This is a genomic window from Sphingosinicella sp. CPCC 101087 (assembly GCF_004151485.1).
In the GTDB taxonomy this organism is placed as follows: domain Bacteria; phylum Pseudomonadota; class Alphaproteobacteria; order Sphingomonadales; family Sphingomonadaceae; genus Allosphingosinicella.
The window spans coordinates 285,394-310,330 of sequence record NZ_SBFF01000001.1 but is presented as its reverse complement, the minus strand read 5'-3'; the positions used below and the strand labels follow the sequence as shown (position 1 = coordinate 310,330).

Here is a 24,937-nt window from a genome sequence, read left to right as displayed (position 1 = left end):
CTCCGGCTGCCGCTGTCGGCCAAAGCGCGAGCCTCCGAAACTCATCGCTCCGCCGTCATTGAATATCCAGCTGTCTCCGTTCCATCATTGATGCCGACAATGGCAACCAGCGGCCGCCACCGCTTCGCTGGCTGCAGGGAGGCAATGATCCGATCCATCTCTTGTTGCTGCGTGGGCATGGCCGCCCGGGCATCGGGCGTGGGAGGCGGAGATATGACCCAGCCACGTCCGAGCAGAAGCAGTAGCGCCGCTGTCAGGATTCCCATCGTCATGCGCCGCTTGCTCACCACCAGCCTGTCCTGCGCCTCGCCAAGCCCCGCCATGCTGGACATTATCGGTCAGTCGAGCCGAAGCGAGCCCGATTCTCGCCAACGGTACCGGTTCTGCGCGAACGGCAGCCTGCGGGAGGCTGGGGCCGACTGGAACCTACCCTATTGGCACTTGCGTCAGGAACCTTGTGCGAGAGCTGTGCAGCGATGACGCGCGATAAGGAGTCCCAGCCGCCCGCCGCACCTGAATCCGCACGCGACGCAAGCCCCGTCGCGCAGCCTACGCTGCTCGTTGCTGTTAATCCATTATGGGGAGCCGTTGCGCGCACTTCTCGAAACCATCGCCACAATGGTTTCGGAGAGTTCGTCCTTTGCCTCTACGGCCGTAATCTCCCCGGTTGCGGCCGCATGGGACAAAGCGTCTGCCGCACCGAGCATCGCCCATAAGCCGGGGGACCCGATACGCGCAGCCCCCGCGAACGGAGCGAGGACGGTTCGGCATTTCTCGATGAAGGCAATTCGGTACTCGCGCTTGACCTTTTCGAGCTCCGGCGAACCGGCCAGCGCAGCAATGACGTCCGGTATCTCACGGCCCTGGAGGAGCACACAGTCGACGTAGGAGGATGCGATGACTGCCGCCTTGCCCGTCAGGGTCGGTTCGCTCACCTGAAGCGCCGCGTCCATGAGCGCCGTCTGTCGCGCATCATATTCACGGTAGAGTGTCGCCAGCAGCCCCGATCGCGTACCGAAATGATCATAGACGACAGGCTTCGTCACACCCGCCTCCTCGGCGAGCCGCCCGAGCGTCAAGGCTTCCGTGCCTTCGTCCCCGACGAGGCGCCAGGCGACGTCCAGGAGCTGGCGATGCCGCTCCTGTCTCGGCAAGCGACGGCGCGGACGCGTTCCTTGAGCGGAGTTGTCGGATTGGCCGATTGACATGTCTATATACCAACAGTAACTTACCAATAGTATATAGGTCTGGGTCGAGTCGCAACCTTTCGCTGGAGCTTACCGTCATGCACGCTCTCATCGTTGTCGCGCATCCTGGGCCGGAGTCGCTGACCCATAGCGTCGCCGCACACTTTGCCGAGGGAATAGCCCTGGCGAGTCCGGGCAATTCCTGGGAAATTGCGGACCTGGCGGCGGAAGGCTTCGACCCGAGATTCACGATGGCCGATGTGGCCGTCCATCTCAGGCAGGCGCGGCCATCCGCAGACGTCATCGCCGAGCAGGCACGGATCGACCGCGCGGACGCGCTCGTGCTGGTCTATCCGGTCTATTGGTGGTCGATGCCAGGACTGCTCAAAGGGTGGATCGATCGAGTCTTCGCCAATGGATGGGCTTATGACGCCGGCGAGGGTAGCGGCGTAGTGAAGAGATTAAGGCACCTTCGGGTGCATCTGATCGCCATTGGAGGCGCCGATCTGCGAACCTATGCGCGGCACGGCTATTTCGGCGCCATGAAAACGCAGATCGACCATGGCATCTTCAATTATTGCGGGGCGCGCGTGGTGACGTCCGAACTCCTGCTCGAGTCGCATGATGGAGTGGCTCAGGCTTGTCTGGATACTGCCCGCGCGATCGGCCGCAATCTCTTCGGGGAGTCGGAGTGCTGCGAGGCGGCCTGAAGCCCCCCTGGGGCCCCTGCTGTTCACCTCGCGCGGTCCAAACGGCCATAAGCGCCGCCGCTACAGCGAGAAGCCTGGGTCGGAGTCGCACCCTCGCGGTTTCGTCGGTGCCCGTCCTTTGCCAACGTAGGTAAAGCGGCGAAATCTTGCTCTTGCCGAAGCCATACGGGATTGACTCAGGATACGATATATCCTTACCCACCCAGCCCGGTGACCGAACAGGAAGACCGCAAGGGATGGGGGATATCACAGCAGTGCATCGTGGATCGCGGCGTTCGCGCCGAGGGTTGTTCCCGCCGTCACATGTGTTTGGCGCAACCGTGCTTCGCCTGTGTCTAGCGCTGCCCTCTGTCGTTCCTGCCGTAGCCTACGCACAAGCCGTCGAAACGGAGCCCGACGGCGATACGATCATCGTAACCGGTACGGCCGCTCGACAGCTTCTCCTCGACGCACGCACTGAGACAGGCAGCCGGCTTGGACTTACAGTCCGCGAAACACCGGCCATCGTCGATATTCTTTCCGAACGGCAGATTCGCGAGTTTGGTGCCCGAACGAATGTCGAGGCATTGAACCGCGCCCCAGGCGTCACCTCGTCGCTGCCTGCCACCAGCCCTGGCGTGCCGGCCATGCGCGGCTTCACCGGCGGGTCGGTAGGGCTTCTGTACGACGGTGTCCGAGTCGCGACGCCAGGCATCTTCTCGCGCGCCAGCGACAGCTGGCTCTACGACCGCATCGAAATCCTTAAAGGTCCCGCATCGGTGCTCTATGGCGAGGGGGCGCTTGCCGGCGCCATCAATCTCGTTCCCAAGAAGCCGCGTATCGGCGAGACGAACGTCTCCGCGCTTGCCAGCTACGGCAGCTTCGACACGCTGCGGCTCGCGGGCGACCTGAACTTGCCGATCGGCGACCGGGTCGCCGTCCGAGGCGTGGGCGCCTATGGCCGCACCAGCGGGTTCGTCGAGGACACGGATGCCGATTTCCTCGGCGCCAGCCTAGGCGTGGAGTTTCGCCCGACCGAACTGCTGACGGTCGATCTCGCGATCGACTATAGCGAGGATGCCTACAATACCGCCGACCTCGGCACGCCGCTGCTGCCCGCGTCCGTGGCGCGTGATCCCTCCAACGCGGCAAGCGGCCCCGGCGGGCTCGTGATCGACCGCGCGCTGCGCGAGACCAACTTCAACGTCACCGATGCCGTGCTCGATTCCGACACGCTGTGGCTGCGCTCGCGCGTCCGTTACGAGCTCAGCGACCAGCTCACCTTCACCAACGACCTCAGCCGCTACCATTCGGATCGGCACTTCATCAACGCCGAGATGTACAGCTACAACGCCGAAAGCAGCCTGATCGACCGCACCACAGGCATCGTCACGCACGACATCGACTATTGGGTCGAGCGTCCCGCCTTGTCGGGTGAGGTTAGGGTCGGCGGCCTGCGCGATCGCTTCACGATCGGCGCCGAGTTCAGCAATCTCGAGTTCGCGACCCGGCGCTACTTCGGTACCGCGACCTCGGTCGATCCGTTCGCTCCAGTCCGCGGCACCTTCCCCGGCGGGGCCGGCGCACCTTTGCCCCCGCCCAATTCGCGCGCGCGGGTCAAGGTCGCATCCGTCTTCGGCGAGAACGCGCTCAACCTGACCCCAAAATGGCTGCTGGTCGCCGGGGCGCGCTACGACTGGATCGACTTCTCGCGCCACATCGCGCCGACAACCGACTTCAAACGCGAATATGGCGCGCTCTCCTGGCGGGTCGGCACGGTGTACGACATCCTGCCCAAGACCCAGGTCTTCGCCCAGTACAGCAGGGCGATCGTACCGGTCGGCAACTTCCTGCTGCTGTCCTTCGCCAACTCGCAATTCGACCTGACACACGGGCGATCGGTCGAAGCCGGCATCAAGAGCAGCTTCTGGAGCGACCGCATCGACGTGACGCTCGCCGCCTATCACATCTCACAGAACGACATCGTCACGCGCGATCCGGGCGATCCCCGGCTCAGCATCCAGGGCGGGAAGCAATCGTCGCGCGGCGTCGAGCTGTCGCTTTCCGCCGCGCTGACGCGGCAGCTGCGCATCGACGCCAACTGGACCCGGCTCGACGCGCGCTTCGATGAACTGATCGACCCAGGCGGCGTCAGCCGAATAGGCAAAACGCCGCCGCGCATTCCCGAGACGGTCGCCAACCTGTTCGCTTTCTACAGCGTCGAGGGACTGCCGCTGACGCTCAGCGCAGGCCTTCGCCACGCCGGGCGCTTCTATACCGACAATGCCAACGCGATCCGGGCGCGCGGCTACACCACCGTCGATGCTGCGATTGGCTACAGGTTCGGCTTCGGCGAGCTGACGCTGCGCGGCCGCAACCTCACCGACGCCTTCTATGTCGACTACACCGACATGCTGCCGACCCAGTTCCAGGTCGGCGCTCCCAGAAGCGTCGAGATCAGCCTGCTGACCCGCTTCTAGGAGAACTTCATCATGCCCGTGCTCCGACTGGAATCGGTCTCCCTTGCCTTCAACGGTCATCGCGCCGTCGACGGCCTTTCGCTGAGGCTCGAGCCGGGTGAGGTCTATGCGCTGCTCGGCCCCAATGGAGCAGGCAAGACGACCACGCTCAACATGATCCTCGGGTTCCTGAAACCCGACGGCGGGTCGATCCATGTCGACGGGATCGACGCGGTGGCCGATCCGCTCGCCGCTCGCGCGCGCATCGCTTACCTGCCCGAGACGGTGATGCTCCATCCCGCGCTCACCGCGATCGAGAATCTTGGCTATTTCGCTCTTCTCGCGGGCCGGAAGATCGACGCCGCGACCGCGCGGAACCTGCTCGCCGACGCCGGCCTCCAGGACGAGGCGCATGACCGGCGAGCCCAAGGCTTCTCGAAGGGAATGCGGCAGAAGGTCGGCGTGGCAATCGCGCTTGCCAAGGAGGCACGCTTGCTCCTGCTCGACGAGCCGACCTCGGGCCTCGACGCCAGCGCCGCCAACGATCTCGGCCAGGTAATCCGCGGCGCATCGGATCGTGGCATCGCGGTGCTGATGGCGACGCATGACCTGTTCCGCGTCAAGGATGTCGCGCGTCGCCTCGGCATCCTCCACGCCGGCCGCCTGGTCGACGAGCGCGATGCCGCCGCCATCGGGCCGGTCGAGCTCGAACGGCTCTATCTCGAGAGGCTCGCGGCATGATCGGCTCCCTCGTCCGGTTGGAGCTCACCATCCTGCGTCGCGACAGGCGGGCATGGTGGTCGCTGGTCGCGCTTGCCGTGCTTGTCCTCCTGTCCTTCGCGGCGATCGCCAGCGACAATGCGCGAACCGACGGCGACAAGCGGGCCGTCGCGGCGGCCGAGCGTGCGCGCTGGGTCGGCCAGGGCGAGAAGGACCCGCACAGCGCCGCGCATTACAGCATCTTCGCCTTCAAGCCTTCGCCGGCGCTGGCGGGCCTCGATCCGGGGAGCGAACCCTTTGTCGGCCAGACCGTCTGGCTCGAGGCCCACCACCAGAACGACATGCTCTACCGGCCGCAACAGAACGCCTCGCTGCTTCAGCGGATCGGCTTCGCCGGCCCGACCGCGCTCATCACCGGTTTCGGTCCCCTGATCGTGTTCCTCCTGGCCTTCACTCTGGTGGCGCAGGACCGCGAGCGCGGCACCATGCGCATGGCGCTCGGCGCCGCCGTTCATCCGCGCACCATCGTGGGCGCGAAGGCGTTGGCGGTCTGGTCCGCTTCCGCCGGGATGCTGGTGCTGCCTGTGGCGATCATCTCGCTCCTATGGCTGGGCGTCGGCGGGCGCCTCGACGGCGACGTCTTGTTGCGCACGCTCTGCTGGATCATCGCCATGGCCGGCTATCTGGCGTTGCTGGCCGCGATCGGCATCGCGGTGTCGCTTCGGATGGGCAATGCGCGGCTGGCGCTCGCCGGCCTGTTCGGCCTGTGGATCCTGTTCGCGCTCGCGCTGCCGCGGGTGGCGAGCGGGATGGCCGATGCCCTCCGGCCACTGCCGTCGAGCCAGGCGATCCGCCAGCAGATGGCCGAAGAGGCGCCCGCCTTCTGGTCGGACGAGCAGAACGTGCGCAACCGCGCGGCGCTGCTCGAACGCTATGGCGTCAGCCGGGTGGAGGACATCCCGAACCCCCGCATGGCCGAGCTCGATTTGATGGAACGCCACAGCCATGAGGTGTTCGACCGCGTGCTAGGCGGCTTCTACGCCAAGGTCGCCAGTCAGGACCGGCTGTTCGCGGCGCTTGGCTTCCTTTCGCCGACGATCGCCGCCCAGGCGTCCTCGGCTTCGGTGGCGGGCAGCGACTTCAGCCATCACCGGCACTTCATCGATACCGCCGAGCGCTACCGGCGCAACCTGGTGAACGCTATGAATTCCGACGGAATGGCGCACCGCGCCCACGGCACCGAGCGGCACACCAACGACGAGCGGCTTTGGTCGCGGATACCCGAGTTCGCCTATCCGGCTCCGCCGCTCGGCCGGCTTTCGTCCACGGCGCTCCCGGCCTTCGCCGCGCTCCTCCTCTGGCTCGGCCTAGCGGGGCTCGTGCTGACCGTGGTTTCCGGGAGGCTCCGTCCATGAGCGGCCCTCGCTTTCGCGACCTCTTCGCCTGGGAGTGGCGGCAGGTCGGGCGCTCGCCGCTGCTCTGGGCCGTGCTGCTGATCCTATCCGCGAGCTTCGTCTGGGGCGCGCTCAATACCGCCGTGTTGCACTCGGCGCAGACCGCGGCGCTGGAGCGGGCGCGCCAGGCCGACGCGGCGTTCCACGCGAGCGCGGTCGAGCGCGCCCGCGCCTATCGCGCGCCCGTCACCGCCTCGGCGGGACCCGTCGCCTATTGGCAGGATCCGACCAATGTCGCGGGGTATAGCGAATATTTCGTCCGCAAGTCGGCTTTGAAGCCGCATCTGCCGCTGTCACCGCTCGCGGCAGGCGTCAGCGACCTCGCGCCCAGCCGCCTCGAGATCAAGCTCAATACGCCGTTCGGCTTCCTCGACACCTATGATTTCGAGAACCCGCGTGGCTTGGCGCTTGGACGGTTCGACCTCGCCTTTGCGATCGTCTTCCTGCTGCCGATCGGGCTGCTCCTTCTGTTCGCGCTGCTCGTCACCTTCGAACGGGACCGCGACATGCTGCGATTGGTGGCGGCGCAGGCGACGGGACCGCGCGCCTGGATCGGCGCGCGCATGGCCGCCATCCTCGCCTGGTCCGTCCCGGCGACGGTTCTGGCGATGATCGCCGCGCTCGGCATCGCCGGGGTCCCGCTCGGCGCCGTCGTCGTCTCGCTTGCAGTCGCCGTCCTTGTGACGGTCCTATACATGCTGTTCTGGTCGGGCGTGGCCCTGGCGGTCCTTGCGCGCCAGCCGGGTGCCGGGGCCGCGCTGGGCTCGTTCGCGGCGATTTGGGCCGCATTGACGATCGGTCTGCCGCTGGCGGGCTCGGCCGTGGCAGGCATGATCGATCCCGTGCCTTCAGCCATCGGCTATGTCGATGCCCAGCGCCGCATCAGCGACGAGATCAACAGGGAGCGGGACGCGATCCTGGCAGCGGCGCTGACGGGCCGACCCGATCTGCGGCCTTTTGCCGATCGGGCGGCGACGCTCGATTATGCGACGCGGCTGAGCTTCCTCGTGCCCGAGACGGAGCGGCGGCTGTCGCAACTGCGCATCGCGATCCAGGATCATCGGGCAAGGCAGGAAATGGTCGCCCACATCGCCGGTTTCGCGATCCCGACCCTCGGCGTCGAGGCCGCGTTCGCCATGCTGGCCGGCACCGACCCGACGCGCCAGCGAGCATTCGAGATGCAGGCACGCGACTATCAGCTGCGGCTGCGCGAGATCGTCCATCCGCTCGTACAGCGCGAGATCACCCAGCCACCGGCACCGCCCGATCGCGAGACGCGCGGGCGGCTGAATCTTGCCGAGCCGCTGACGCTGCCGGAGTTCGCGCTCGCCGATCGATCCGCGGCGGAACGAATCGGACAGGTGCTGCCCTTCCTCTTTTGGCTCAGCTTGCTCGCATTGCTCTGCATCGCCTTTGGCCTCGGGCGCATTCGCAAGTGGCGGGTGGTGGAATGATCAACAGATATGCGGTCATCGCCGTTCTCGGCGCGGCCGCCTTCGTCACGCCCGCCGAGGCCCAGCGCACCGAGGACAATGCGGTGACCGCCGCCGAGGACGCCTTCGGCACCTCGATCGGCAACGAGAGCATCGGCCTTTACAGCAGCAGCCAGGTGCGGGGCTTCTCGCCGGTCACCGCCGGCAACGTGCGCATTGAGGGCATCTATATCGACCGCCAGGGCTATGTCGCTACGCGGCTGGTAGAGGGCTCGACCATCCGAGTGGGCCTCTCCGCTCACGGTTATCCCTTCCCCGCGCCGACAGGCATCGTCGATTATCGCCTGCGGAACGTCGGCGACCGGCCGCTCGTCAGCGTCGTCGCCGGTAGCTTCGCCTATGGCGCGCCCTCGCTGGAGATCGATGCGCAGCTGCCGATCGCCCGGGGCCGGCTCGGCGTCGCGCTCGGCGCATCCTATGCCCTCGAGGAATATTATGACGGCGCCGACGCCGGCTACTTCCGCGCGGCCATCATCCCCAGGTGGCGGCCGTCGGACAATGTCGAGATCATTCCTTTCTGGTCGACCACGATCGGCAAGGATGAGGAGGTTGCGCCGACGATCATCAGCGCGGGCGCCTTCGTCCCGCCAGAGGTCGAGCGGCGGCATTATTTCGGGCAGGGCTGGGCAGCCAAGGACAGCCGCAGCACCAACGCAGGCGTCATCGCCAAGGCTCGCATCGGGCGAAACTGGGCGATCACCGGCGGCCTCTTCCGCTCGATCTTCGTCAACGAGGAGAATTTCGCGCAGAACTTCGTCGGCACGACGCCGGACGGGCGCACCCGCGCCCAAGTGATTGCCGACCCGGGCCAGCGCTATGCCTCGACGAGCGGCGAGCTGCGCGTCAGCCGCAGCTTCACCGAAGGGCCGCGGCTGCACACCTTGCATGCCTCGATGCGCGCCCGCGAACTCGACAGCCGCTACGGCGGCGCCTCCGCGCCGATCGACCTTGGCGAACGCCGGCTCGGAGAGATCGTGCCGGCTCCGGAGCCCGCGTCCTTCGCCTTCGGCGAGCGCACCTACGATCGGGTGCGACAAACGACGATCGGCGTCGCCTATGAGGGGCGCTGGAAGGATGTGGGCGAGCTCAGCCTTGGCGTCCAGCGTGCCGACTACAGCAAGACGATCGACCTTCCGGGAGACCTTCCCACCACGCGAGCCGGGGACAGACCTTGGCTGTTCAACGCGTCGGCGGCCGCCTATCTGACCGGCAACGTCGCTCTTTATGCCGGCTATACGCGCGGGCTCGAGGAAAGCGGGCTTGCGCCCAACAACGCCGCCAATCGGAACGAGGCGCTTCCCGCGATCCGCACGCGACAGGCGGATGCGGGGATCCGCTGGACGATCTCGCCGCGCCTGAAGCTCGTCGCGGGCGTGTTCGACGTGCGCAAGCCTTACTTCAACACCGACGAGGCGAACGTCTACACGATCCTCGGCGACGTCCGGCATCGCGGGGTGGAGTTGAGCCTGTCGGGCAACCCCATCGACAATCTGAGCGTCGTTGCCGGAGCCGTCCTCATGCAGCCCCGAGTCACCGGCGAGGCGGTGGAGCTGGGCCGCGTCGGCCGCAAGCCGCTGGGCCAGTCCGCCACCATCCTGCGCGGCAATGCAGACTATCGGCTGCCCTTCCTGCCCGGCGTTTCGCTCGACCTGGCCGTGTCCTGGTACGGCGAGCGGCCCGCCTCGCGCGACAATCTGGTCTCCGTCGACCCTTATGCGCTGATCGATCTCGGCGCGCGCTACCGCTTCAAGCTCGGCACGTCGCCGGCGACCTTTCGCGTCCAGATGCAGAACGTCACCAACACGTTCAACTGGAGCATCGTCGGCAGCAACAGCTACGGCCTGATGGACAGAAGGCGCTTCACCGCCTTCCTCGCGGTGGATTTCTAGCCGTGCGCCTTTTCCCACCTTCGAACACAAGGATCGACGATGAACCACGCCCGCAGGGGAGCGGCCGGGCGCATGCCTGCCGCAGTCCTCGCGGCACGATCCTAGTGACCGCACGCATCGACCTTTTCGAGCTCGCTTGCCGCCGCCAAGTCAAGCCACTGGCCGCATGAAAACCAGCTCGACGGGCGCAGCGAGCCAGGCTTCGTATTGCTTGTACACAGCTTGGGTATAAGGCTGCGCGTGATGAGCGTCGAAGGCATCGCGATCGGCCCAAACCTCGTAAAGGTGGAGCCGTTCGGCTTCGGCGCTTTCGTGGAGTTCGAACTGGATACAGCCCTCTTCGGCGCGGGTATCGGCCATGATGCTCTTCACGGCTGCTTTGGCGTCCGACAGATGTTCCGGCTTCGGAGTAATGGTGGCAAACACTGAGAGGGGCATCGGCAACTCCTAATCCATAGTTAGCATGGTACCATAAAGCACGAGCTTCCGCCGCCTTCGTGCATGCTGGGGGCCGACCGAACGTTCGGTCGGATAATCCGGTCGGCGTCGCCGGATGTAGCCTTCGAAGAGTGAGCTGACGTTCAACGTTCCCTGACCTGGTCCCGCAGGGACTCTTGAGCCAAAGCTCTTGGTAATTCCCGGATCCGGCGCCGAGCCACGACCAGTGACGGCGTACCGAGGCTCTCACCGAGAACTGGCCGGGTTCGCGCTCCGCACCCCTATGGCTCCATACCGCCCTGAGGCATTCTCCCTTGCGGGATCGGAGCTTCCTTCGGCAGGGTGCGCGACGATGGCGCGAATGGCGCGGCGGCGAGCTTCTGCACTAGCGCGTCGACGGTGGCTTCAGCCTTCGCGATGGAGGCAGACAAGCGGTTGTCGGCAAACTCATCAAACTCGATCGCGGCGCTGTAGGTGTCGGTGATACCGATATAGGACAGCGGCAGTGTAATGCTGCGCTCCACGAGGTTGTACGCTTCCAGCCGTCCACCAGGCCCGTACCCGGAATCACCTCGCGAAGAGAGAATTACGAGTCGCTTACCGGGCCGTAACATTGGCCAATAGGGGTCGCCGACACGGTTGCGGTCGAAACCAAATGTCACGCCCACGCGCACGATGTTGTCGATCCACGCCTTGAGCGGGGAGGGAACGCCAAGATTGTACATCGGCGCGCCGATCACAACGAGGTGCGCACGCTGCAGCTCGCTGACCAGGCGGTCGCTCTCTGCAAGCCACGCGCCCATCTCGGCATCCCGTCGTTCCGGCGGCGTGAAGGCAGCAGCGATCCATTCCCCTGTTACCGGCGATGGCGGCGCGCGCCCCAAATCGCGATAAGTCACTTGGTCGACCGGCCGAATGGCGCGCCACCGATCCATAAAGCGCCGGGTCAAGCGTCGCGTGTGCGAACCGTGGGGATCAACTCCAGAAAGACCGGGCCGGGCGCTCGCGTCGATATGCAGCAAATGCTGGGCGGGCATGAAAGCTCCTTAGAAATTAGGTCCTGCCGCGGATCGCGGCGATCGACATTGCCAACGCTATTCAGCCTCGTAGCCGCGCCGCACGGTGATGCTGATGATGACGATGTCGGACGGCTCGTTGCCACCTTGCTGGATCCTGCTCCGCTCGCGCATGGGGAAAGAAGTACCAGGAGCGAAGCGGGGCGCTCAGGGAGTAGACGGTGGACGCGCTGGTTCGCTCGACCTACTTCCCACGCTGGCGCCGGATCAGCTCGAACACGCCCGAAATATCCTCGTCGCCGAATCCTGAACCGGCCCGCTTGCGAAACAAGTCCAGCATCGGGTTCAGCAGGTCGGCTGCTACACCCTGCTCTCGGGTAGCAGTGAGGATGTTCTCCAATGAGGCGGTCTGCATTCCCAGATTCGACACGACATTCACGCCGTGTTCGCCGCTGTCGATCTTTTCCGCATATCCAGCCAACTCGCCCAGCATCGCGGTCATCCAGTTGCGGAGAAGCGTGAGAAAGCCGCTGGCGGGAATACCCTCGGAATCGACGAGCGCGGTGGCGTGGAAGAAGCCCGCGAAAAGGCCGTACATACCGCTGAGAAGAGCAAGGTCGTGTAGCGACGCCAGCCCGGCATCCTCGCCCAGATAGTTCGCCGCACCGAGCCCTTCGAGCGTCTCTGCGTGCGCGTCGAAAGCCGCCTTCGATCCGCTATAAAGGATGAGTGCATGCTCGCCGCCGATCATCGGAGGCGTCGCCATGATCCCGCCGTCGAGATAGTCCGCGTCCAGCGTCGCGACCAGCTCTGCAGTGGCGCGTGCCTGCGCGGGCGTCCCATTGGTCAGATTGATCAGCGCTCGCCCGGAGAGCGTCGGTGCCGCATCATTGATAATCGAATCCGTCGCGGAATAGTCCAGCACGCACATGACTGTGACGTCGCTCGCAGCGATTGCGTCGGCAGCGGACCTAGCTTCGCGCGCCCCTCGGGCGACGAGCGAGGCGCCCTTGCCAGGCGTGCGGTTCCAAACGGTGACGGTGTGGCCCTGCTGAAGAAATCGGGCGGTCAGCGCCTGCCCCATGGCCCCGAGGCCGATGATCGCGATATTCGCCATCAAGTTTGCATCCTTCCAAGTTGCAGCCCCGCCCCAACGGCGGCAGCTGCCAGGAGATGCAATGTTGGACGCAGAAGCAGTAGTAGGCTATCCGCAGACCTATCGTCCACATGTGGGAACGATGAGGGCACAGATGCTGAACCTCAACGACCTCCTCGTTTTCGTCAGGGTGGTGGATCACGGAGGCTTCGCGGCGGCTGGTCGCGCCCTTGGCATCCCCAAGTCCACACTCAGCAAGCGGCTCTCCGAACTGGAGAAGGCGATCGGCGTGCGTCTGATCCAGCGAACCTCGCGCAGCTTCGCCGTGACCGAGGTCGGACGGGACTTCTATCGCCATGCCGCCGCCATGCTGATCGAAGCGGAGGCGGCGGAGAATGTAATCAAGGGCCGGCTTGCGGAGCCGAGCGGAACCGTGCGCATCACGGCGTCGTTGCCGATCGCCCAATTCCGCCTCGCATCGATCCTCCCGCGCCTGGCGACCGCCTATCCGAAGGTCCGCATCGTGCTCGACGTCTCCGACCGGTTCGTGGACGTCGTACAGGAAGGCTTTGATATCGCCATCCGCAACCACTTCGCCCCATTGCCCGATACCGATCTGGTGCAACGTCGCATCAATTATGACCCCGCCTGGCTTGTCGCCTCGCCCGACTACGTTCGAGAGAGGGGGCGGCCTTCGCGACCCGAGGAAGCAAACGACCTCGACGGACTACTGGCCTCGTCCTCGGGGACGATCTGGACGCTTCACAATGCCGAAGGGGCGGTGGCCCAGGTTGCGCCGGCGCCACGCTATTTCGCCAACGAAACGGTGTCGTTGCGGGAAGCCGCGAGGGCAGGGCTCGGGGTGGCCTGTCTTGCCGGCAGCTTCTGTGCGCCGCTGGTAGAATCCGGGGCGCTCCTCCGCATCCTGCCGGACTGGGCCGCACGTGGCGTAACTACGACGCTACTGATGCCGCATCGCCGCGGGCAGCTTCCCTCCGTCAGGGCCATTGCTGACCATCTGATCAGTGAGCTCTCGCAACAGCGACAAAGTGCGGACCAGATCGGTGCAGACTGACATGCCTTTTAGGTGGGGCGACGTTGCACCGAAGCAATAATCGATTCGGCGAGTTCCATCTTCGCTGCTTCTGCCGCGACGTCCCACGTAGCGCTGTCCGACGCACTCATACGCCGCTATGAGCGGTCGCGCCTGCTCCGCCGGCGTGCTTCAATCGGCTGCAGCGTCGCATACGTCGACCGACGGCGGTATGTGGCGCACCCGACAGGATTCGAACCTGTGACCTCTGCCTTCGGAGGGCAGCGCTCTATCCAGCTGAGCTACGGGTGCCTGGGCCAGCGAAGATGGGCGCTTAGCAAAGGCCCGGCAAGGGGACCAGACCCTATCTTCGGGGTAGCTCGACGGGCTGGAACGGCCCGAGGCCGCAGCTCGCACCGCGCCGGCCGGAGGAATCGAGCACGGTGATCGTGTCGACCGCACACAGGCGGTTCAGCGACGTTCGGTAGGTGAAGCGCTCCTCGAAGGCGAGGCCGGGGCAGGACTGAGGCAGCCGGCTGCGCATGATCCGACCGTCGTTCATCTCGAAATCGATGACGTCTTCGGAGCGGACATTGCTGCTCCGGATACGGTTGATGCTGATGCAATCTTCGGGCTCGCCGACCGGGCGGGCGTCGTCCAGGGCCCGGCGGTTAGCCTCCTGGCGAGGGGTGGCGGCAGTTCCAGCCACGCAGCCGGCAAGCAGAATCGCCGTGGCGACGAACGCCTTCTTCATCGTGCCTCCTTCGCTGCCTCGCGGCAGCGCATGAGTCCCCCGACGCTGGCGCATGATACAACCATCCGCATCGGCCGCGCCAGCCCGGACCGGGAAAAGGCGGGGTGCTCAGGCGCTTTTCGGCCGCCTCGCCGCGGCCTTCATGCGCGCTTCCTCCTCGCTTCCGGGCGCCGGAGTTTTCGGCCTGTAGGCACACAGGTCCCTGACCACGCAGCGCCAGCATTCCGGCCGGCGCGCCTTGCATACATAGCGGCCGTGCAGGATCAGCCAGTGATGGGCGTGCCGTCGGTAGGGTTGCGGGGTCAGCCGGTCGAGCTTTGCCTCGACCGCCTCGACCGTCTTGCCGGGAGCGAGGCCAGTGCGGTTGGCCACGCGAAAGACATGGGTATCGACCGCGAACGTCTCCGCCCCGAACGCGCAGTTCATCACGACGTTGGCGGTCTTGCGGCCGACCCCCGGCAGCGCCTGCAGCGCGTCGCGATCGGCCGGCACCTTGCCGCCATGCTTCTCGATCAGCGCCTGCGAAAGCGCGATGACGTTCTTCGCCTTGGTGTTGAACAGGCCGATCGTCTTGATGTGCTGCTTCAGCCCTTCCTCTCCGAGCGCGATCATCTGCTCGGGCGTCGTCACCTTGTCGAACAGGTCCTTCGTGGCCTGGTTGACGCCGGCATCGGTCGCCTGGGCGGAGAGCACGACCGCCACCAGCAGCGTATAGTCGTTGACGAAATCGAGCTCGGTCTCGGGCTCGGGAATGCGGTCGGCGAGACGCCGGTAGAATTCAGCGATATCGGCCTTCTTCATGTTCGCGAGAGTTCGTCCAGGGCCGAGCCGAGCCGCTCGAGACCGGCCGTGAACCGCTCGGGCGGCGCGCCGATCCCCAGCCGAAAATGATCCGGCCGCTCGAACCAGCGTCCCGGCACGATCGACGCGTCATATTTCTCGACGAGCAGGTCGCGAAGCCGGTCGACGTCGCCGCGAACCAGCCGCGGGAAGAGGGTGATGCCGTGCGGAACCGGGACCCAGTCGAGCTCCGGGCGTCCATCGAGGAAATCGCGGGCCAAAGCGCGGTTGCGCTCGAGCCGCTCGGCCGTGCCGGAAGCGACCTCGTCCAGATGGGCGAGCGCGATGCAGGAGAGCCTTTCCGCGGCATGCGCCTGGGCGACGCCGAACAGCTCGTTCAATCGCCACATCCGTTCGGCCAAATCGGGGTCGGCGAGAATCCAGCCGCAGCGCAGCCCGCTCAGGCCGTAGACCTTGGTGAGGCTGTTGGTGACGATGAAGTTGGAGCCGAGATGGGCCGCGCTACGCGATCCGGGCACGGCGTCGCGATAGACTTCGTCGACCACCACCCGCGGCCCGATTGCGCCGATCCGCTCCAGCGCCGCCTCGTCGGCGAAAGCGCCGGAGGGATTGTGCAGGTTGGTGACGAGGATGAGACGGGTGCGCGGGCCGACCTGCCGCTCGACCGCATCGGGGTCGAGCCGGAAACCTTCCTCCGCGCGACGCTCGAACCGCCTTACCTCGCCGCCGAGATAGCGGACGGTGGCGAGCATCGGCTCGTAGACCGGTTCCTCGACCAGCACCTCGTCCCCCGGATCAATTAGAGCGGCGAGCGCCAGCATGTTGGCCATGGACGTGCCGTCGGCCATCACCACCTGCTCCGGAGTCACTTGCTCCTTCTCGGCGATCGCCTGGCGCAGCGGCGGGTAACGATGATAGCTGGCGCCGTCGAGTTCCAGATCGGCGATCTCGAAGGGCAGTCGGTCCAGACGAAAATTGTCGACTTCGCTGGAGCCGAGATTGAACGTCACCTTGGGCTGGTTCTTCGCCCAGTGCATATAGTCCGACCGCATCGTCCGCGTCATTCCGGCCTCGTCCTTTCCTTCGCGCGCCGCCGCAGCCAGAGCAGGCAGACCGGAACGCCGGCAGCCAGGATCAGGAATCCGACCGCGCTGTTCGCCGGGTTGTTCCACACCGTCGCGGCGACGATGAGCCAGCAGGCGGCGACGAACAGGCCGGTGCTGAACGGATGACCCGGTACGCGGAACCCCTCGCTCGACGGCATGCGCCGGCGGAAGACGAACAAGGCGGCGCCGGTCAAGCCGAACCAGATGAAATCGACCGAGACGACATAAGAGAGAATCTGGCCGTAGGTCCCCGACAGGGCGATGATGATCGACGCCGCCCCTTGCAGCAGGATGGCGAAGACCGGGGCATGGGTGCGCGGCGAAACCTGGGCGACGCGGCGGAAGAACAATCCATCCTCCGCCATGGCGAAATAGACTCGCGGCGTGGTCAGCATGCCCTGGCTCAGGAAGCCGAGGGCGGAAACGGCGATGCCGAGCGCGATCAGGTCGGCGCCGAGCTCGCCGAGCGCGAGTCGCATCACCGCCGATGCCGGTGTTTGCGTCGCGGCGAGTCCCTCCGGCCCCAGCACGCGGACGCAGACGAAGGCGACGGCGCCGTAGAGCAGCACGACGCCGGCGACACCGAGCAGCAGGCCCCGCGACAGGTCCCGACGCGGATCGCGCATTTCGCCCGCCACGAAACTCGACGTCTGCCAACCGCCATAAGCGAACATGACCGGCGTCAGCGCGACGATCAGCCCTAGGCCGGCGCCGGTCTCGACCGGCTGCGGCGCGGCGGCGGCCGGTGCCACGAAGGCCGGCGCGATCAGCCAGCCGGCGAGGACGAGCAATCCGATCGCCGCGATCTTCAGCACCATCAGGGTGCTCTGGACATTGCTGCCGGCCCGCACGCCGAGGCAGTTGACCGCGCTGAGCAGCGCCAGCGCCGCCGCGGCGACGAGCCCGTCGGAGAGTCCCCAGCCGGTCAGCTCGCCGGCATAGCGCGCAAAGGTGATCGCCACAGCCGCCATCCCGCCCGACTGGATGACCAGCAGGAGCGACCAACCGTACAGGAAGGCGGGCAGGGGCCCCCAGGCGTCGCGCAGATAGGCATATTGGCCGCCAGTCTCCGGCCGCCGCGTCGCGAGCTCGGCATAGACCAGGGCGCCGACCATCGCGACGGTGCCGCCGATCAGCCATGCGCCGACGATCAGCGCCGGAGAGGAGAGGTGGCGGGCGACCTCGGCCGGATTCACGAAGATGCCGGCGCCGATGATCCCGCCCATCACGATCATCGTCGCGTCGAACAGACCCAGGCGGCGGACCAGTCCCTGCGACGTGCGCTGCGAAGGCTTTTCCGTAGGCGCCGCCCCGTCGTCGCTCATCCGGCCGCCGCACCGCTTTCGAGCTTCAGCCCCAGCAGATCCGTCATGTCGTAGCGGCCGTGCGGCTGTTGGTGGAGCCAGATCGCCGCCTGGAGCGCACCGCGCGCGAACACCTCGCGGCTCTCGGCACGATGGCCGAGCTCGATCCTTTCCGAATCCCCGGCGAACACGACCATGTGATCGCCCGCCACCGATCCGCCGCGCAGCGAGGCGAAACCGACCCGACCCGGCTCGCGCGGCCCGGTGAGGCCATCGCGGCCTCGGTCGCTGGCGCCATCGAGCGCGATCCCGCGCCCCTGCGCCGCCGCCTCACCGAGAAGCAAGGCGGTGCCGGACGGCGCGTCGACCTTGTGGCGATGATGCATTTCGAGAATTTCGATGTCCCATTCGTCATCGAGCCGCCGGGCCGCCTCGCGAACCAGGAAAGCGAGCAGATTCACGCCGAGCGACATGTTGGCGGATTGCAGGACGGGGATCTTGCGGGCGGCGAGGTCGATCGCCTGATGGTGTGCCGGCTCGAGGCCGGTCGTGCCGATCACGATCGGAGTCCGGTTCGCCACGGCGGCGTCGAGATGGATCCGGATCGCATCGGGTCCGGTGAAGTCGATGAGGACGTCGGAGCCGGCGGCGAGCGGCTCCGGATCCTCGCCGCGGCCGACCGTCCCGGCGAGCCGCGCCTCGACGCTGGCCTGGAGCAGGGCCGCAATCGCCCGTCCCATCCTACCGGACGCGCCCAAAATGCCGATTCGCGTCATCCGAATCTCTGCTCCCGAGACGATCTAACCGTCTCCATGCGGGACGCCGCGCGCGGCTGCAACCCGCGCGCGCAAGGAACAGCCGCACCAGGAGGGCGTTGGGCCAACCAGTCAGCCAAGGAGTTTGCTATGGCAGAGCGTGAAAGAGAGACGATCGTCACCACCGATAGTGGCGGCGGAGGTGGCGGAACGATCCTTGCGGTCGTGCTGCTCATCGCCCTGCTGGTCGTTCTGTTCCTTGTGTTCGGACAGGGTCTGATCGGCGGCGGCGGCACGGAGAAGATCGACGCCGACGTCTCGATCGATACGCCGGCCCCCGACACCGGCGGTTGATTGCCAGCGGCGAGCCATCCGCCCCTTGCCGGCCTGAACAGAGGCAGGCGACGGGCGGATGGCTGGCTATCCGAGGAACCACATTCGACGAAGGGTGATGAGGGGGGCAGGCGCACACAATCCTAGCGCGCTGCCTCCAATCGGCTCATCCATCGCTGCTTTGCCCATTCGTCGATGAGCGCGTCGGCTTCGGCTTTCTGTGCGCCAGTCAGCTTGTTGTAAGACACCCAGCGCTGCGTCTCGCTGGTCCAAACTGCCTCGCGGAACAGGTCGAACCTGATCCACGCGCCGCGGCGCCCGACCCGGCCGATCGTTCCGGGCCGGTCGAGTTCGCCGAGATACTGGAATACGCCGCCGTCCATCGTTCCGCCGGCAACCTGCGCTCCCGCGGCGCGAAGGATGATGGCGCGCATGTCCGCAAGCCCGACGGGGCCGGAAATCGGCACCTCGGGATCGCTGAGGATGAAGGGAATGCGGGTCTGCTGGGCGTTGAGCGCGTGGCCGTGGCCGAGGAAACCGTCGTCGAACAGGGACTCGCCATGGTCCGCGGTTACGACGACCAGGCTGTCGTCGCGGATGCCCAGCCGCTCCAGTCTTGCCAGCAGCGCGCCGATCAGGCGGTCGTTATAGGCGACCGCATTCCAATAAGTTCGCGCCACCCAGTCGCGATTGTCGGCGCCGATCCTGGCGCGCGGAATCGGCTCTCCCGGCAGTATCCGGTCCATTCCGGGAAAGGCGTAGGGGAAGTGGGCCGACTGGAAATTGAAGTAGAGGAAGGTCGGGCGATCCCACGCCTCGCGCCGCCCGAGCCGCCGGTCGAACTCGCGCAGCAGGACCTTGCCGTCGACATGGAGCGACCCTTCCGCGGCGAAGCTGAAGACTCGCTCTTCGCGAAGCGTATTGGCGTCGACGAAGATCTCGCCGCGACGCATGCCCGTTGTCGCGGCGATCCCGCCGAAATCCTCCGACTGGCCGGAGAAGATTCCGACCCGATAGCCATTGGCGAGGAAATCGCGCACCAACGACTGACGGTCGTCGGCGGGCGCAAGCCGGCCGGTGAAGAGGCTCTGCAGCGACTGGGTGGTGAAGCCGACATGGCTGTATGCCTCCTCGGCGGCGCTCCCTTGCGCCGCCAGCGCCTCGAGCACGGGTGTAACCGGACGGCCACTCACTCGCATGCCGATCGCATCGGCGCGGGTGCTTTCGAGCACGATCAGGATCACGTGGCGCTTACGCCCCGGGATCGCCGCGGGTGCGATTTCGATCGGCGCCGCGGCAAAGCCCAGATCCCCGCCATAGCCATCCTCGTCGATTCCGTTGTTCGGCACGTCGAGCGCATAAGGGTGGCGACTGCCGTCGAAAGGCTGTCGATCGAGCGGAAAGGAGTAGAAGCTCCATCCGTCGCGGTCGAAATCGGTCAGGAAGTGGAGCGGCATGGCGAAAGCGGAGACGGCGGTGAAACGGGCGAGCGCAGGCCGCGCGTCTTCGGCCTGGTTGGCCGCAAACAGGAGCAGCGGCGCACCGGCGAGCGCCAGGAGCAGTTGCCGACCGCTCAGCCGCACCCTGTCGGGCAGCGGCGGTGCATCGCGCCAGCGCCGTCGCACCAGCATCAGCGCAGTGACGTAGCAGACGACGAAGCCGGCTGTTGCGATGAGCACGAGTCCCGCCTCGCTCAGGCTGTAGAGCAACGCATCGGCGAGGCTTCCGCCGCCAAGGTTGCGGACGATCTGGAAGCTCATCGCGTCGCTGAAATAGGCGAGTGCCTGATATTTGGCGACGATGAGCCCGATCGCGCCGAGCCCGGCGAAACAGGCGAAGTTGAACTGGAAGAGCGGGCTTTGCGCCCGCCGGCCGTGCAGCCGGCGGATCAGCCGATAGATCAGGTAGAAGAGCAGGGCGTGGCAGGCGAGCAGGGCGCCGAAAAAGGCCAGGATCTCCAGCGGCGCGTCGAGCGTCTGAGACTGGCCGAAGCCGCCGCCGAACAGGGCATATTTGCGCTCCGCCAACGCAAGCTCGAACATCAGGGTGGCGACGATCACCGCCGGCAGCACGAGCCGCCCCGCCAAGTCCCACGAGTATTGGGACTTCGCCGCTGGCGGCACGGAAGCGATCTCGACCTGCATGGCGGCGGCATAGACCGGACTACTTAAAAGTCGGTTTGCCTGCTGCCCGGGATACCGAAGCGCTCGCCCAAGGCCCGCGAACGCGGAGGCAGTTCCTTCTTCAGTCCCGTGCGAACTGGAGGATGGCCTGTCGGGCGCCCGATTTTGCCAGCCGCGTCAGCTGTCTCGTCACGACGTCGACGAAGCGGGAATTTTCCCGCAACGCCGGCGGGAAAATCTCGAGCGTGAGGATCGCGCGAACCTGCGCCGCGGGGTCGCCATGCGGCGCGAGCAGCTTCGTCGTCTCGCCGGCCAGCGGATCGTCGACCGTGAAAGCCTCGCCCTCGTCGGTGCGCCCGCTTTGCCAGCGGATCCAGCCGGCGACGGCGAGGGCGAGCGCTTCGACCGGCAGGCCGCGCTTCAATCGCTCGGCGATCGGCGCCAGGAGCCGCTGCGGCAGCTTCTGCGATCCGTCCATCGCGATCTGACGGGTCCGGTGCTGGAGGGCCGCATTGGCAAATCGGCGCATCAGCGCCGCGCGGTAGGCGAGGGGGTCGAGGCCGGGCGGCGGGCTCAGCGTCTCCTGGGCCTCGTCCCACAAGGCCTCGACATAGGCGCGTCCGGCCGGGTCGGCGACGAAATCATCGACGAAGCTGATGCCGGCGAGACCGCCGAGATAGGCGATGGCGGAGTGCGCGCCATTGAGCAGCCGCAGCTTGGCATCCTCCCACGGCGCCACGTCGGCCGTCATCTGGACCCCCGCCGATTCGAAGTCCGGCCTCTCGCCGGGGAAATCCTCGATCACCCACTGGAGGAAGGGCTCGGCCTTGACCATGGCCTCGTCGACAAGGCCGATCCGCCGCGCGAGCGCGTCCACGTCGGCTGGGTCCGTGGCGGGGACGATGCGGTCCACCATCGTCTTGGGGAAGGCGACGCGGTCGGCGATCCAGTCGCGCAAGGCCGGATCGTCGCGCTCCGCCGCCGCCAGCACGGCGGCGCGCAGATGGGCGCCATTGTCGGGCAGGTTGTCGCAGGACAAAGCGGCGAAGGGCGCGAGGCCTCGTTCACGCCGCCGCGCGAGACCGGCGGCGATGAAGCCGGCGGCCGTCCGAGGCGCGGCGAGGCCGGTCTCGCCCGGGTCGGGCCGATAGCCTTTCTCGGTGACCGTCAGCGTGACGATCCGCGTCTCCGGCGCTGCCAGCACCTCGACGAGCGCGGCGGGATCCTCCGGTGCGACGAGGACGTCGCGGACGGCACCGATCACTCGCACCTGTTCCGCATCCCCTTCGCGAACGACCAGCGCATAGAGGCCGTCCTGAGGCATCATCTGGTCGCGAACGCCTGGCGAGCGCAGCGATGCGCCGCGCACCGCCCAGCGCGGATCGCCTTCGAGCAGGGAATCGAATATCGCCGCCTGGTGGGCGCGGTGGAAGGCGCCGATGCCGAGATGGACGACACCGGCCTGGGTGCGGCGGCGATCATAGCCGAAGCGGACGACATCCGCCGGCAGGCTATCCAAAGTCGCTTCGGACAGGCGCGGGATCACAGTTTGTAGGCGGCCTTCGCGAGGTCGTAGGCGAGCGCCCGGGCGACTTCGTGTGCCTCGTCCTCCTCGATCCGGTGCTCGGCGACCAGACGGGCGAGGAAGGCGCAGTCCATCCGCCGCGCCACGTCGTGTCGGGCCGGGATCGACAGAAAGGCGCGGGTGTCGTCGTTGAACCCGACCGTATTGTAGAAACCGGCCGTCTCGGTCGCCTGCTCGCGGAAGCGGCGCATCCCTTCCGGGCTGTCGTGGAACCACCAGGGCGGGCCGAGCCGCAAGGCGGGATAATGGCCGGCGAGCGGCGCCAGCTCGCGCGCATAGCTGGTCTCGTCGAGCGTGAAGAGGATGATGGTGAGGCCGGGCTCCGACCCGAAGCGGTCGAGCAAGGGCTTGAGGGACCGGACATATTCGGTCGCCACCGGAATGTCGGCGCCCTTGTCGCGTCCGAACCGCTCGAACAGAGGCGCATTGTGGTTGCGATAGGCGCCCGGATGGATCTGCATCACCATCCCGTCGTCCAGGCTCATCCGCGCCATCTCGGTCAGCATCTGCCCGCGGAACAGCTCGGCGTCGGCCGCCGAGGCGCCGCCGGCGAGGATGCGTTCGTAGAGCGCCTCCGCTTGCGGCCGGGGCAGATCGGCGGTGAAGGCGGTCGGATGGCCGTGATCGGTCGAGGTGGCGCCCGCCTCGCGGAAGAAGGCGCGGCGCTTTTCGTGGGCGCGCAAATAGCCGGCATAGTGCCCGACATCCTCGCTGGTGAGCGCGCCGAACTGCCGGACATTCTCGCCAAAAGCGGGGAATTCGGGATCCACCACCGCATCGGGGCGGTAGGCGGTGACCACCCGGCCCTGCCATCCCGATTCACGGATCGCCCGGTGATGGTCGAGTGGGTCGAGCGGGCTCTCGGTCGTGGCGATCAGTTCGATGTTGAACCGCTCGAACAGGGCCCGAGGCCGGAAATCCGGCCTTTTCAGCGCCGCGTCGATCGTCTCGTAATAGTGATCGGCGCTGTCGGCCGCCAGGCGAACGTCCAGACCGAAAATCTCGGCGAACACCCAGTCGAGCCATAGCCGCGACGGCGTGCCGCGAAAGAGGTGATAATGCTGGGCGAAGCGCCGCCAGATCGCGCGCGGATCATTCTCCACCGGGCCGCCGTCGCAGCGGGGGATGCCGAGATCCTCGAGCGCGATCCCCTGGCTGTAGAGCATGCGGAAGACGTAATGGTCGGGGACGATCAGCAGCTCGGACGGATTGGCGAACGGCGCGTCGAATGCGAACCAGGACGGATCGGTATGGCCGTGCGGGCTGATGATCGGCAGATCCTTCACCTCGGCGTAGAGGGCCCGTGCGATGTCGCGGATCGCAGGCGTGGCGGGGAACAGCCGGTCGGGGTGGAGGAAGAGCCTGGTCACGATTGCAGTCCCGTTTCGGCCGGAAGCGTCGCGGGCTCGAGCCGCGGCACCAGCAGGTGAATGAGTCCGAGCGCGACCAGATAGGTGACGCCTGCGAACAGCAGCAACGGGATGTAGCTTCCGGTCGCTTCGAGCGTCCATCCGGCGAACTTGGCGATGAACATGCCGCCGACCGCGCCCGCGAAGCCGCCCAGCCCGACCACCGTCGCCACCGCGCGGCGCGGGAAGAGGTCGGAAGTCAGGGTGAACAGATTGGCCGACCAGCCCTGATGGGCGGCGGCGGCCAGCCCGATGATCGCGACCGCGATCGGCAGGCTGTCGACGAAGGCGGCGACCGAGACCGGGGTCACGCACAAGGCGCAGACCAGCATGGCTGTCTTGCGCCCGGCATTGACCGACCAGCCGCGCTTGATCAGCCGCGACGAGAGCCAGCCGCCGCCGATGCTTCCGACATCGGCGAGCAGGTAGACCGCGACGAGCGCCGGCCCGAAGGTGACGAAGATCCCGCCACCTTGCGGCAGCAAGGTGAGGCCGTGGGTGCGGGCGAAGAAGTCTGGGAGCCAGAACAGGAACAGCCACCAGACCGGATCGGTCAGGAACTTGCCGATGATGAACGCCCAGGCCTGGCGGCTCTTGAGCGCGACCGTCCAGCTCACACGCCCCGGCGGGTCGGCCGGATCGCTCTCGATATAGGCCAGCTCGGCGGCGCCGATGCGCTTGTGCTCGCGCGGAAGGCGATAGACGATGATCCAGAAAGCGAGCAGGACGAGGCCGCTTGCCCCGGTGATCAGGAAGGCCGCCCGCCAACCCCAGGCGAGCACCAGCAGCGGCACCAGGATCGGCGTGACCAGCGCTCCGACATTGGCGCCGGCGTTGAACAGGCCGGTGGCGAAGGCGCGCTCGCGCTTGGGGAACCATTCCGAGACGGCCTTGATGGCCCCGGGAAAGCCGCCCGCCTCACCAAGACCCAGAGCGAAGCGCGCCGCGACGAAATGGAAGACCGAGCTCGCCCCGGCATGGGCGGCGGCCGCCACGCTCCACAGGCCGATGGCAAGGGTCATCCCCCAGCGCGTGCCGAGCGCGTCGATCAGGCGGCCGACGAGCAGCAGTCCGATCGCGTAAGCGGTCTGGAAGGCGACGACGATATTGGCATAATCGTTCTCGCTCCAGCCGAACTCCTCCTCGAGCAAGGGCTTGAGCACGCCGACGATCTGGCGGTCGACATAGTTGATCGTGATGGCGAAGAAGAGCAGGGCGCAGATGCCCCAGCGATAGCGCCCGATCCGGCCGCCCGCCCCCGCATCGCTTGCCGCGGCCGTGTCGGTCATGGTG

The 24,937-nt window shown here is 66.6% G+C and carries 22 protein-coding genes and 1 tRNA gene; 8 read left to right on the top strand and 15 right to left on the bottom strand.

Annotation, left to right across the window (positions count from 1 at the left end):
* Positions 1-41 precede the first annotated feature (41 nt).
* Positions 42-332: a hypothetical protein gene (locus tag EKM57_RS01470; protein WP_129790678.1), complete on the bottom strand. Its 291-nt coding sequence runs from the start codon at positions 330-332 to the stop codon at positions 42-44.
* A gap of 243 nt (positions 333-575) precedes the next feature.
* Positions 576-1,154 (bottom strand): TetR/AcrR family transcriptional regulator, encoded by a 579-nt coding sequence (locus tag EKM57_RS01465; protein WP_206185249.1) that lies wholly within the window; start codon positions 1,152-1,154, stop codon positions 576-578.
* A gap of 131 nt (positions 1,155-1,285) precedes the next feature.
* Here EKM57_RS01465 and EKM57_RS01460 point away from each other — a divergent pair, with 131 nt between their 5' ends.
* From EKM57_RS01460 to EKM57_RS01435, 6 genes are all read left to right on the top strand, one after another.
* Positions 1,286-1,897 (top strand): NAD(P)H-dependent oxidoreductase, encoded by a 612-nt coding sequence (locus EKM57_RS01460; protein ID WP_129790676.1) that lies wholly within the window; start codon positions 1,286-1,288, stop codon positions 1,895-1,897.
* 236 nt (positions 1,898-2,133) lie between these two features.
* On the top strand, positions 2,134-4,356 hold the full coding sequence (locus EKM57_RS01455; protein WP_129790675.1) for a TonB-dependent siderophore receptor: 2,223 nt from the start codon (positions 2,134-2,136) through the stop codon (positions 4,354-4,356).
* A gap of 12 nt (positions 4,357-4,368) precedes the next feature.
* On the top strand, positions 4,369-5,076 hold the full coding sequence (locus tag EKM57_RS01450; protein WP_206185248.1) for an ABC transporter ATP-binding protein: 708 nt from the start codon (positions 4,369-4,371) through the stop codon (positions 5,074-5,076).
* Complete coding sequence (locus tag EKM57_RS01445) at positions 5,073-6,470, top strand: ABC transporter permease subunit (RefSeq protein WP_129790674.1); 1,398 nt, start codon at positions 5,073-5,075, stop codon at positions 6,468-6,470. Before EKM57_RS01450 ends, EKM57_RS01445 begins: the two co-directional genes overlap by 4 nt.
* On the top strand, positions 6,467-7,963 hold the full coding sequence (locus EKM57_RS01440) for a DUF3526 domain-containing protein (protein WP_129790673.1): 1,497 nt from the start codon (positions 6,467-6,469) through the stop codon (positions 7,961-7,963). Before EKM57_RS01445 ends, EKM57_RS01440 begins: the two co-directional genes overlap by 4 nt.
* Positions 7,960-9,891 (top strand): TonB-dependent receptor domain-containing protein, encoded by a 1,932-nt coding sequence (locus EKM57_RS01435; RefSeq protein WP_129790672.1) that lies wholly within the window; start codon positions 7,960-7,962, stop codon positions 9,889-9,891. Before EKM57_RS01440 ends, EKM57_RS01435 begins: the two co-directional genes overlap by 4 nt.
* 150 nt (positions 9,892-10,041) lie before the next feature.
* Here EKM57_RS01435 and EKM57_RS01430 read toward each other — a convergent pair whose 3' ends face one another.
* From EKM57_RS01430 to EKM57_RS01420, 3 genes are all read right to left on the bottom strand, one after another.
* The gene (locus tag EKM57_RS01430; protein ID WP_129790671.1) at positions 10,042-10,329 is read right to left on the bottom strand and encodes a putative quinol monooxygenase; all 288 of its coding nucleotides are present in this window, start codon (positions 10,327-10,329) and stop codon (positions 10,042-10,044) included.
* A 281-nt stretch (positions 10,330-10,610) separates the two neighbouring features.
* Positions 10,611-11,366 (bottom strand): FMN-dependent NADH-azoreductase, encoded by a 756-nt coding sequence (locus EKM57_RS01425; protein WP_129790670.1) that lies wholly within the window; start codon positions 11,364-11,366, stop codon positions 10,611-10,613.
* A 223-nt stretch (positions 11,367-11,589) separates the two neighbouring features.
* Entirely contained in the window at positions 11,590-12,462 is an 873-nt protein-coding gene (locus EKM57_RS01420; RefSeq protein ID WP_129790669.1) for an NAD(P)-dependent oxidoreductase, read from the bottom strand.
* Positions 12,463-12,595: 133 nt separating this feature from the next.
* On the opposite strand from EKM57_RS01420, the gene EKM57_RS01415 reads away from it, so the two are divergent.
* Positions 12,596-13,516, top strand: a complete 921-nt coding sequence (locus EKM57_RS01415) for a LysR substrate-binding domain-containing protein (RefSeq protein ID WP_129791032.1) — start codon at positions 12,596-12,598, stop codon at positions 13,514-13,516.
* A 193-nt stretch (positions 13,517-13,709) separates the two neighbouring features.
* Here the strand turns inward: EKM57_RS01415 and EKM57_RS01410 are convergent.
* The 6 genes from EKM57_RS01410 to dapB form a co-directional block, all read right to left on the bottom strand.
* Positions 13,710-13,786 (bottom strand) — tRNA-Arg (locus EKM57_RS01410).
* A gap of 52 nt (positions 13,787-13,838) precedes the next feature.
* Positions 13,839-14,228, bottom strand: a complete 390-nt coding sequence (locus EKM57_RS01405; RefSeq protein WP_243450843.1) for a hypothetical protein — start codon at positions 14,226-14,228, stop codon at positions 13,839-13,841.
* Positions 14,229-14,336: 108 nt separating this feature from the next.
* The gene (gene nth / locus EKM57_RS01400; RefSeq protein ID WP_129790668.1) at positions 14,337-15,029 is read right to left on the bottom strand and encodes an endonuclease III; all 693 of its coding nucleotides are present in this window, start codon (positions 15,027-15,029) and stop codon (positions 14,337-14,339) included.
* Entirely contained in the window at positions 15,026-16,093 is a 1,068-nt protein-coding gene (locus EKM57_RS01395) for a pyridoxal phosphate-dependent aminotransferase (RefSeq protein ID WP_129790667.1), read from the bottom strand. The genes nth and EKM57_RS01395 overlap by 4 nt, the downstream gene beginning before the upstream one ends.
* Entirely contained in the window at positions 16,090-17,460 is a 1,371-nt protein-coding gene (locus EKM57_RS01390) for an APC family permease (protein ID WP_129790666.1), read from the bottom strand. Before EKM57_RS01390 ends, EKM57_RS01395 begins: the two co-directional genes overlap by 4 nt.
* Positions 17,457-18,215: a 4-hydroxy-tetrahydrodipicolinate reductase gene (gene dapB / locus EKM57_RS01385; RefSeq protein WP_129790665.1), complete on the bottom strand. Its 759-nt coding sequence runs from the start codon at positions 18,213-18,215 to the stop codon at positions 17,457-17,459. The genes EKM57_RS01390 and dapB overlap by 4 nt, the downstream gene beginning before the upstream one ends.
* A 129-nt stretch (positions 18,216-18,344) precedes the next feature.
* Here dapB and EKM57_RS01380 point away from each other — a divergent pair, with 129 nt between their 5' ends.
* Complete coding sequence (locus EKM57_RS01380) at positions 18,345-18,548, top strand: hypothetical protein (protein ID WP_129790664.1); 204 nt, start codon at positions 18,345-18,347, stop codon at positions 18,546-18,548.
* A 122-nt stretch (positions 18,549-18,670) separates the two neighbouring features.
* Here the strand turns inward: EKM57_RS01380 and EKM57_RS01375 are convergent, their stop codons facing one another.
* The 4 genes from EKM57_RS01375 to EKM57_RS01360 form a co-directional block, all read right to left on the bottom strand.
* Complete coding sequence (locus EKM57_RS01375) at positions 18,671-20,671, bottom strand: sulfatase-like hydrolase/transferase (RefSeq protein WP_129790663.1); 2,001 nt, start codon at positions 20,669-20,671, stop codon at positions 18,671-18,673.
* A gap of 100 nt (positions 20,672-20,771) precedes the next feature.
* Positions 20,772-22,193, bottom strand: a complete 1,422-nt coding sequence (locus EKM57_RS01370) for a mannitol dehydrogenase family protein (protein WP_129791030.1) — start codon at positions 22,191-22,193, stop codon at positions 20,772-20,774.
* Positions 22,193-23,605 carry a glucuronate isomerase gene (gene uxaC / locus EKM57_RS01365; RefSeq protein ID WP_129790662.1) on the bottom strand — a complete coding sequence of 471 codons (1,413 nt, stop codon included), beginning with the start codon at positions 23,603-23,605 and terminating at the stop codon, positions 22,193-22,195. Before uxaC ends, EKM57_RS01370 begins: the two co-directional genes overlap by 1 nt.
* On the bottom strand, positions 23,602-24,933 hold the full coding sequence (locus tag EKM57_RS01360) for an MFS transporter (RefSeq protein WP_129790661.1): 1,332 nt from the start codon (positions 24,931-24,933) through the stop codon (positions 23,602-23,604). The genes uxaC and EKM57_RS01360 overlap by 4 nt, the downstream gene beginning before the upstream one ends.
* Positions 24,934-24,937: the final 4 nt, after the last annotated feature.

What these genes read in the sequence shown, in the direction of transcription:
- EKM57_RS01460 (WP_129790676.1), top strand. Translation starts at nt 1,286, where the DNA reads ATGCACGCTCTCATCGTTGTCGCGCATCCTGGGCCGGAGTCGCTGACC.
- dapB (WP_129790665.1), bottom strand. Translation starts at nt 18,215, where the DNA reads ATGACGCGAATCGGCATTTTGGGCGCGTCCGGTAGGATGGGACGGGCG.
- EKM57_RS01445 (WP_129790674.1), top strand. Translation starts at nt 5,073, where the DNA reads ATGATCGGCTCCCTCGTCCGGTTGGAGCTCACCATCCTGCGTCGCGAC.
- EKM57_RS01470 (WP_129790678.1), bottom strand. Translation starts at nt 332, where the DNA reads ATGTCCAGCATGGCGGGGCTTGGCGAGGCGCAGGACAGGCTGGTGGTG.
- EKM57_RS01360 (WP_129790661.1), bottom strand. Translation starts at nt 24,933, where the DNA reads ATGACCGACACGGCCGCGGCAAGCGATGCGGGGGCGGGCGGCCGGATC.
- EKM57_RS01375 (WP_129790663.1), bottom strand. Translation starts at nt 20,671, where the DNA reads ATGCAGGTCGAGATCGCTTCCGTGCCGCCAGCGGCGAAGTCCCAATAC.
- EKM57_RS01430 (WP_129790671.1), bottom strand. Translation starts at nt 10,329, where the DNA reads ATGCCCCTCTCAGTGTTTGCCACCATTACTCCGAAGCCGGAACATCTG.
- EKM57_RS01380 (WP_129790664.1), top strand. Translation starts at nt 18,345, where the DNA reads ATGGCAGAGCGTGAAAGAGAGACGATCGTCACCACCGATAGTGGCGGC.
- EKM57_RS01425 (WP_129790670.1), bottom strand. Translation starts at nt 11,366, where the DNA reads ATGCCCGCCCAGCATTTGCTGCATATCGACGCGAGCGCCCGGCCCGGT.
- EKM57_RS01435 (WP_129790672.1), top strand. Translation starts at nt 7,960, where the DNA reads ATGATCAACAGATATGCGGTCATCGCCGTTCTCGGCGCGGCCGCCTTC.
- EKM57_RS01390 (WP_129790666.1), bottom strand. Translation starts at nt 17,460, where the DNA reads ATGAGCGACGACGGGGCGGCGCCTACGGAAAAGCCTTCGCAGCGCACG.
- EKM57_RS01395 (WP_129790667.1), bottom strand. Translation starts at nt 16,093, where the DNA reads ATGACGCGGACGATGCGGTCGGACTATATGCACTGGGCGAAGAACCAG.
- EKM57_RS01450 (WP_206185248.1), top strand. Translation starts at nt 4,369, where the DNA reads ATGCCCGTGCTCCGACTGGAATCGGTCTCCCTTGCCTTCAACGGTCAT.
- EKM57_RS01415 (WP_129791032.1), top strand. Translation starts at nt 12,596, where the DNA reads ATGCTGAACCTCAACGACCTCCTCGTTTTCGTCAGGGTGGTGGATCAC.
- EKM57_RS01455 (WP_129790675.1), top strand. Translation starts at nt 2,134, where the DNA reads ATGGGGGATATCACAGCAGTGCATCGTGGATCGCGGCGTTCGCGCCGA.
- nth (WP_129790668.1), bottom strand. Translation starts at nt 15,029, where the DNA reads ATGAAGAAGGCCGATATCGCTGAATTCTACCGGCGTCTCGCCGACCGC.
- EKM57_RS01440 (WP_129790673.1), top strand. Translation starts at nt 6,467, where the DNA reads ATGAGCGGCCCTCGCTTTCGCGACCTCTTCGCCTGGGAGTGGCGGCAG.
- EKM57_RS01420 (WP_129790669.1), bottom strand. Translation starts at nt 12,462, where the DNA reads ATGGCGAATATCGCGATCATCGGCCTCGGGGCCATGGGGCAGGCGCTG.
- EKM57_RS01405 (WP_243450843.1), bottom strand. Translation starts at nt 14,228, where the DNA reads ATGAAGAAGGCGTTCGTCGCCACGGCGATTCTGCTTGCCGGCTGCGTG.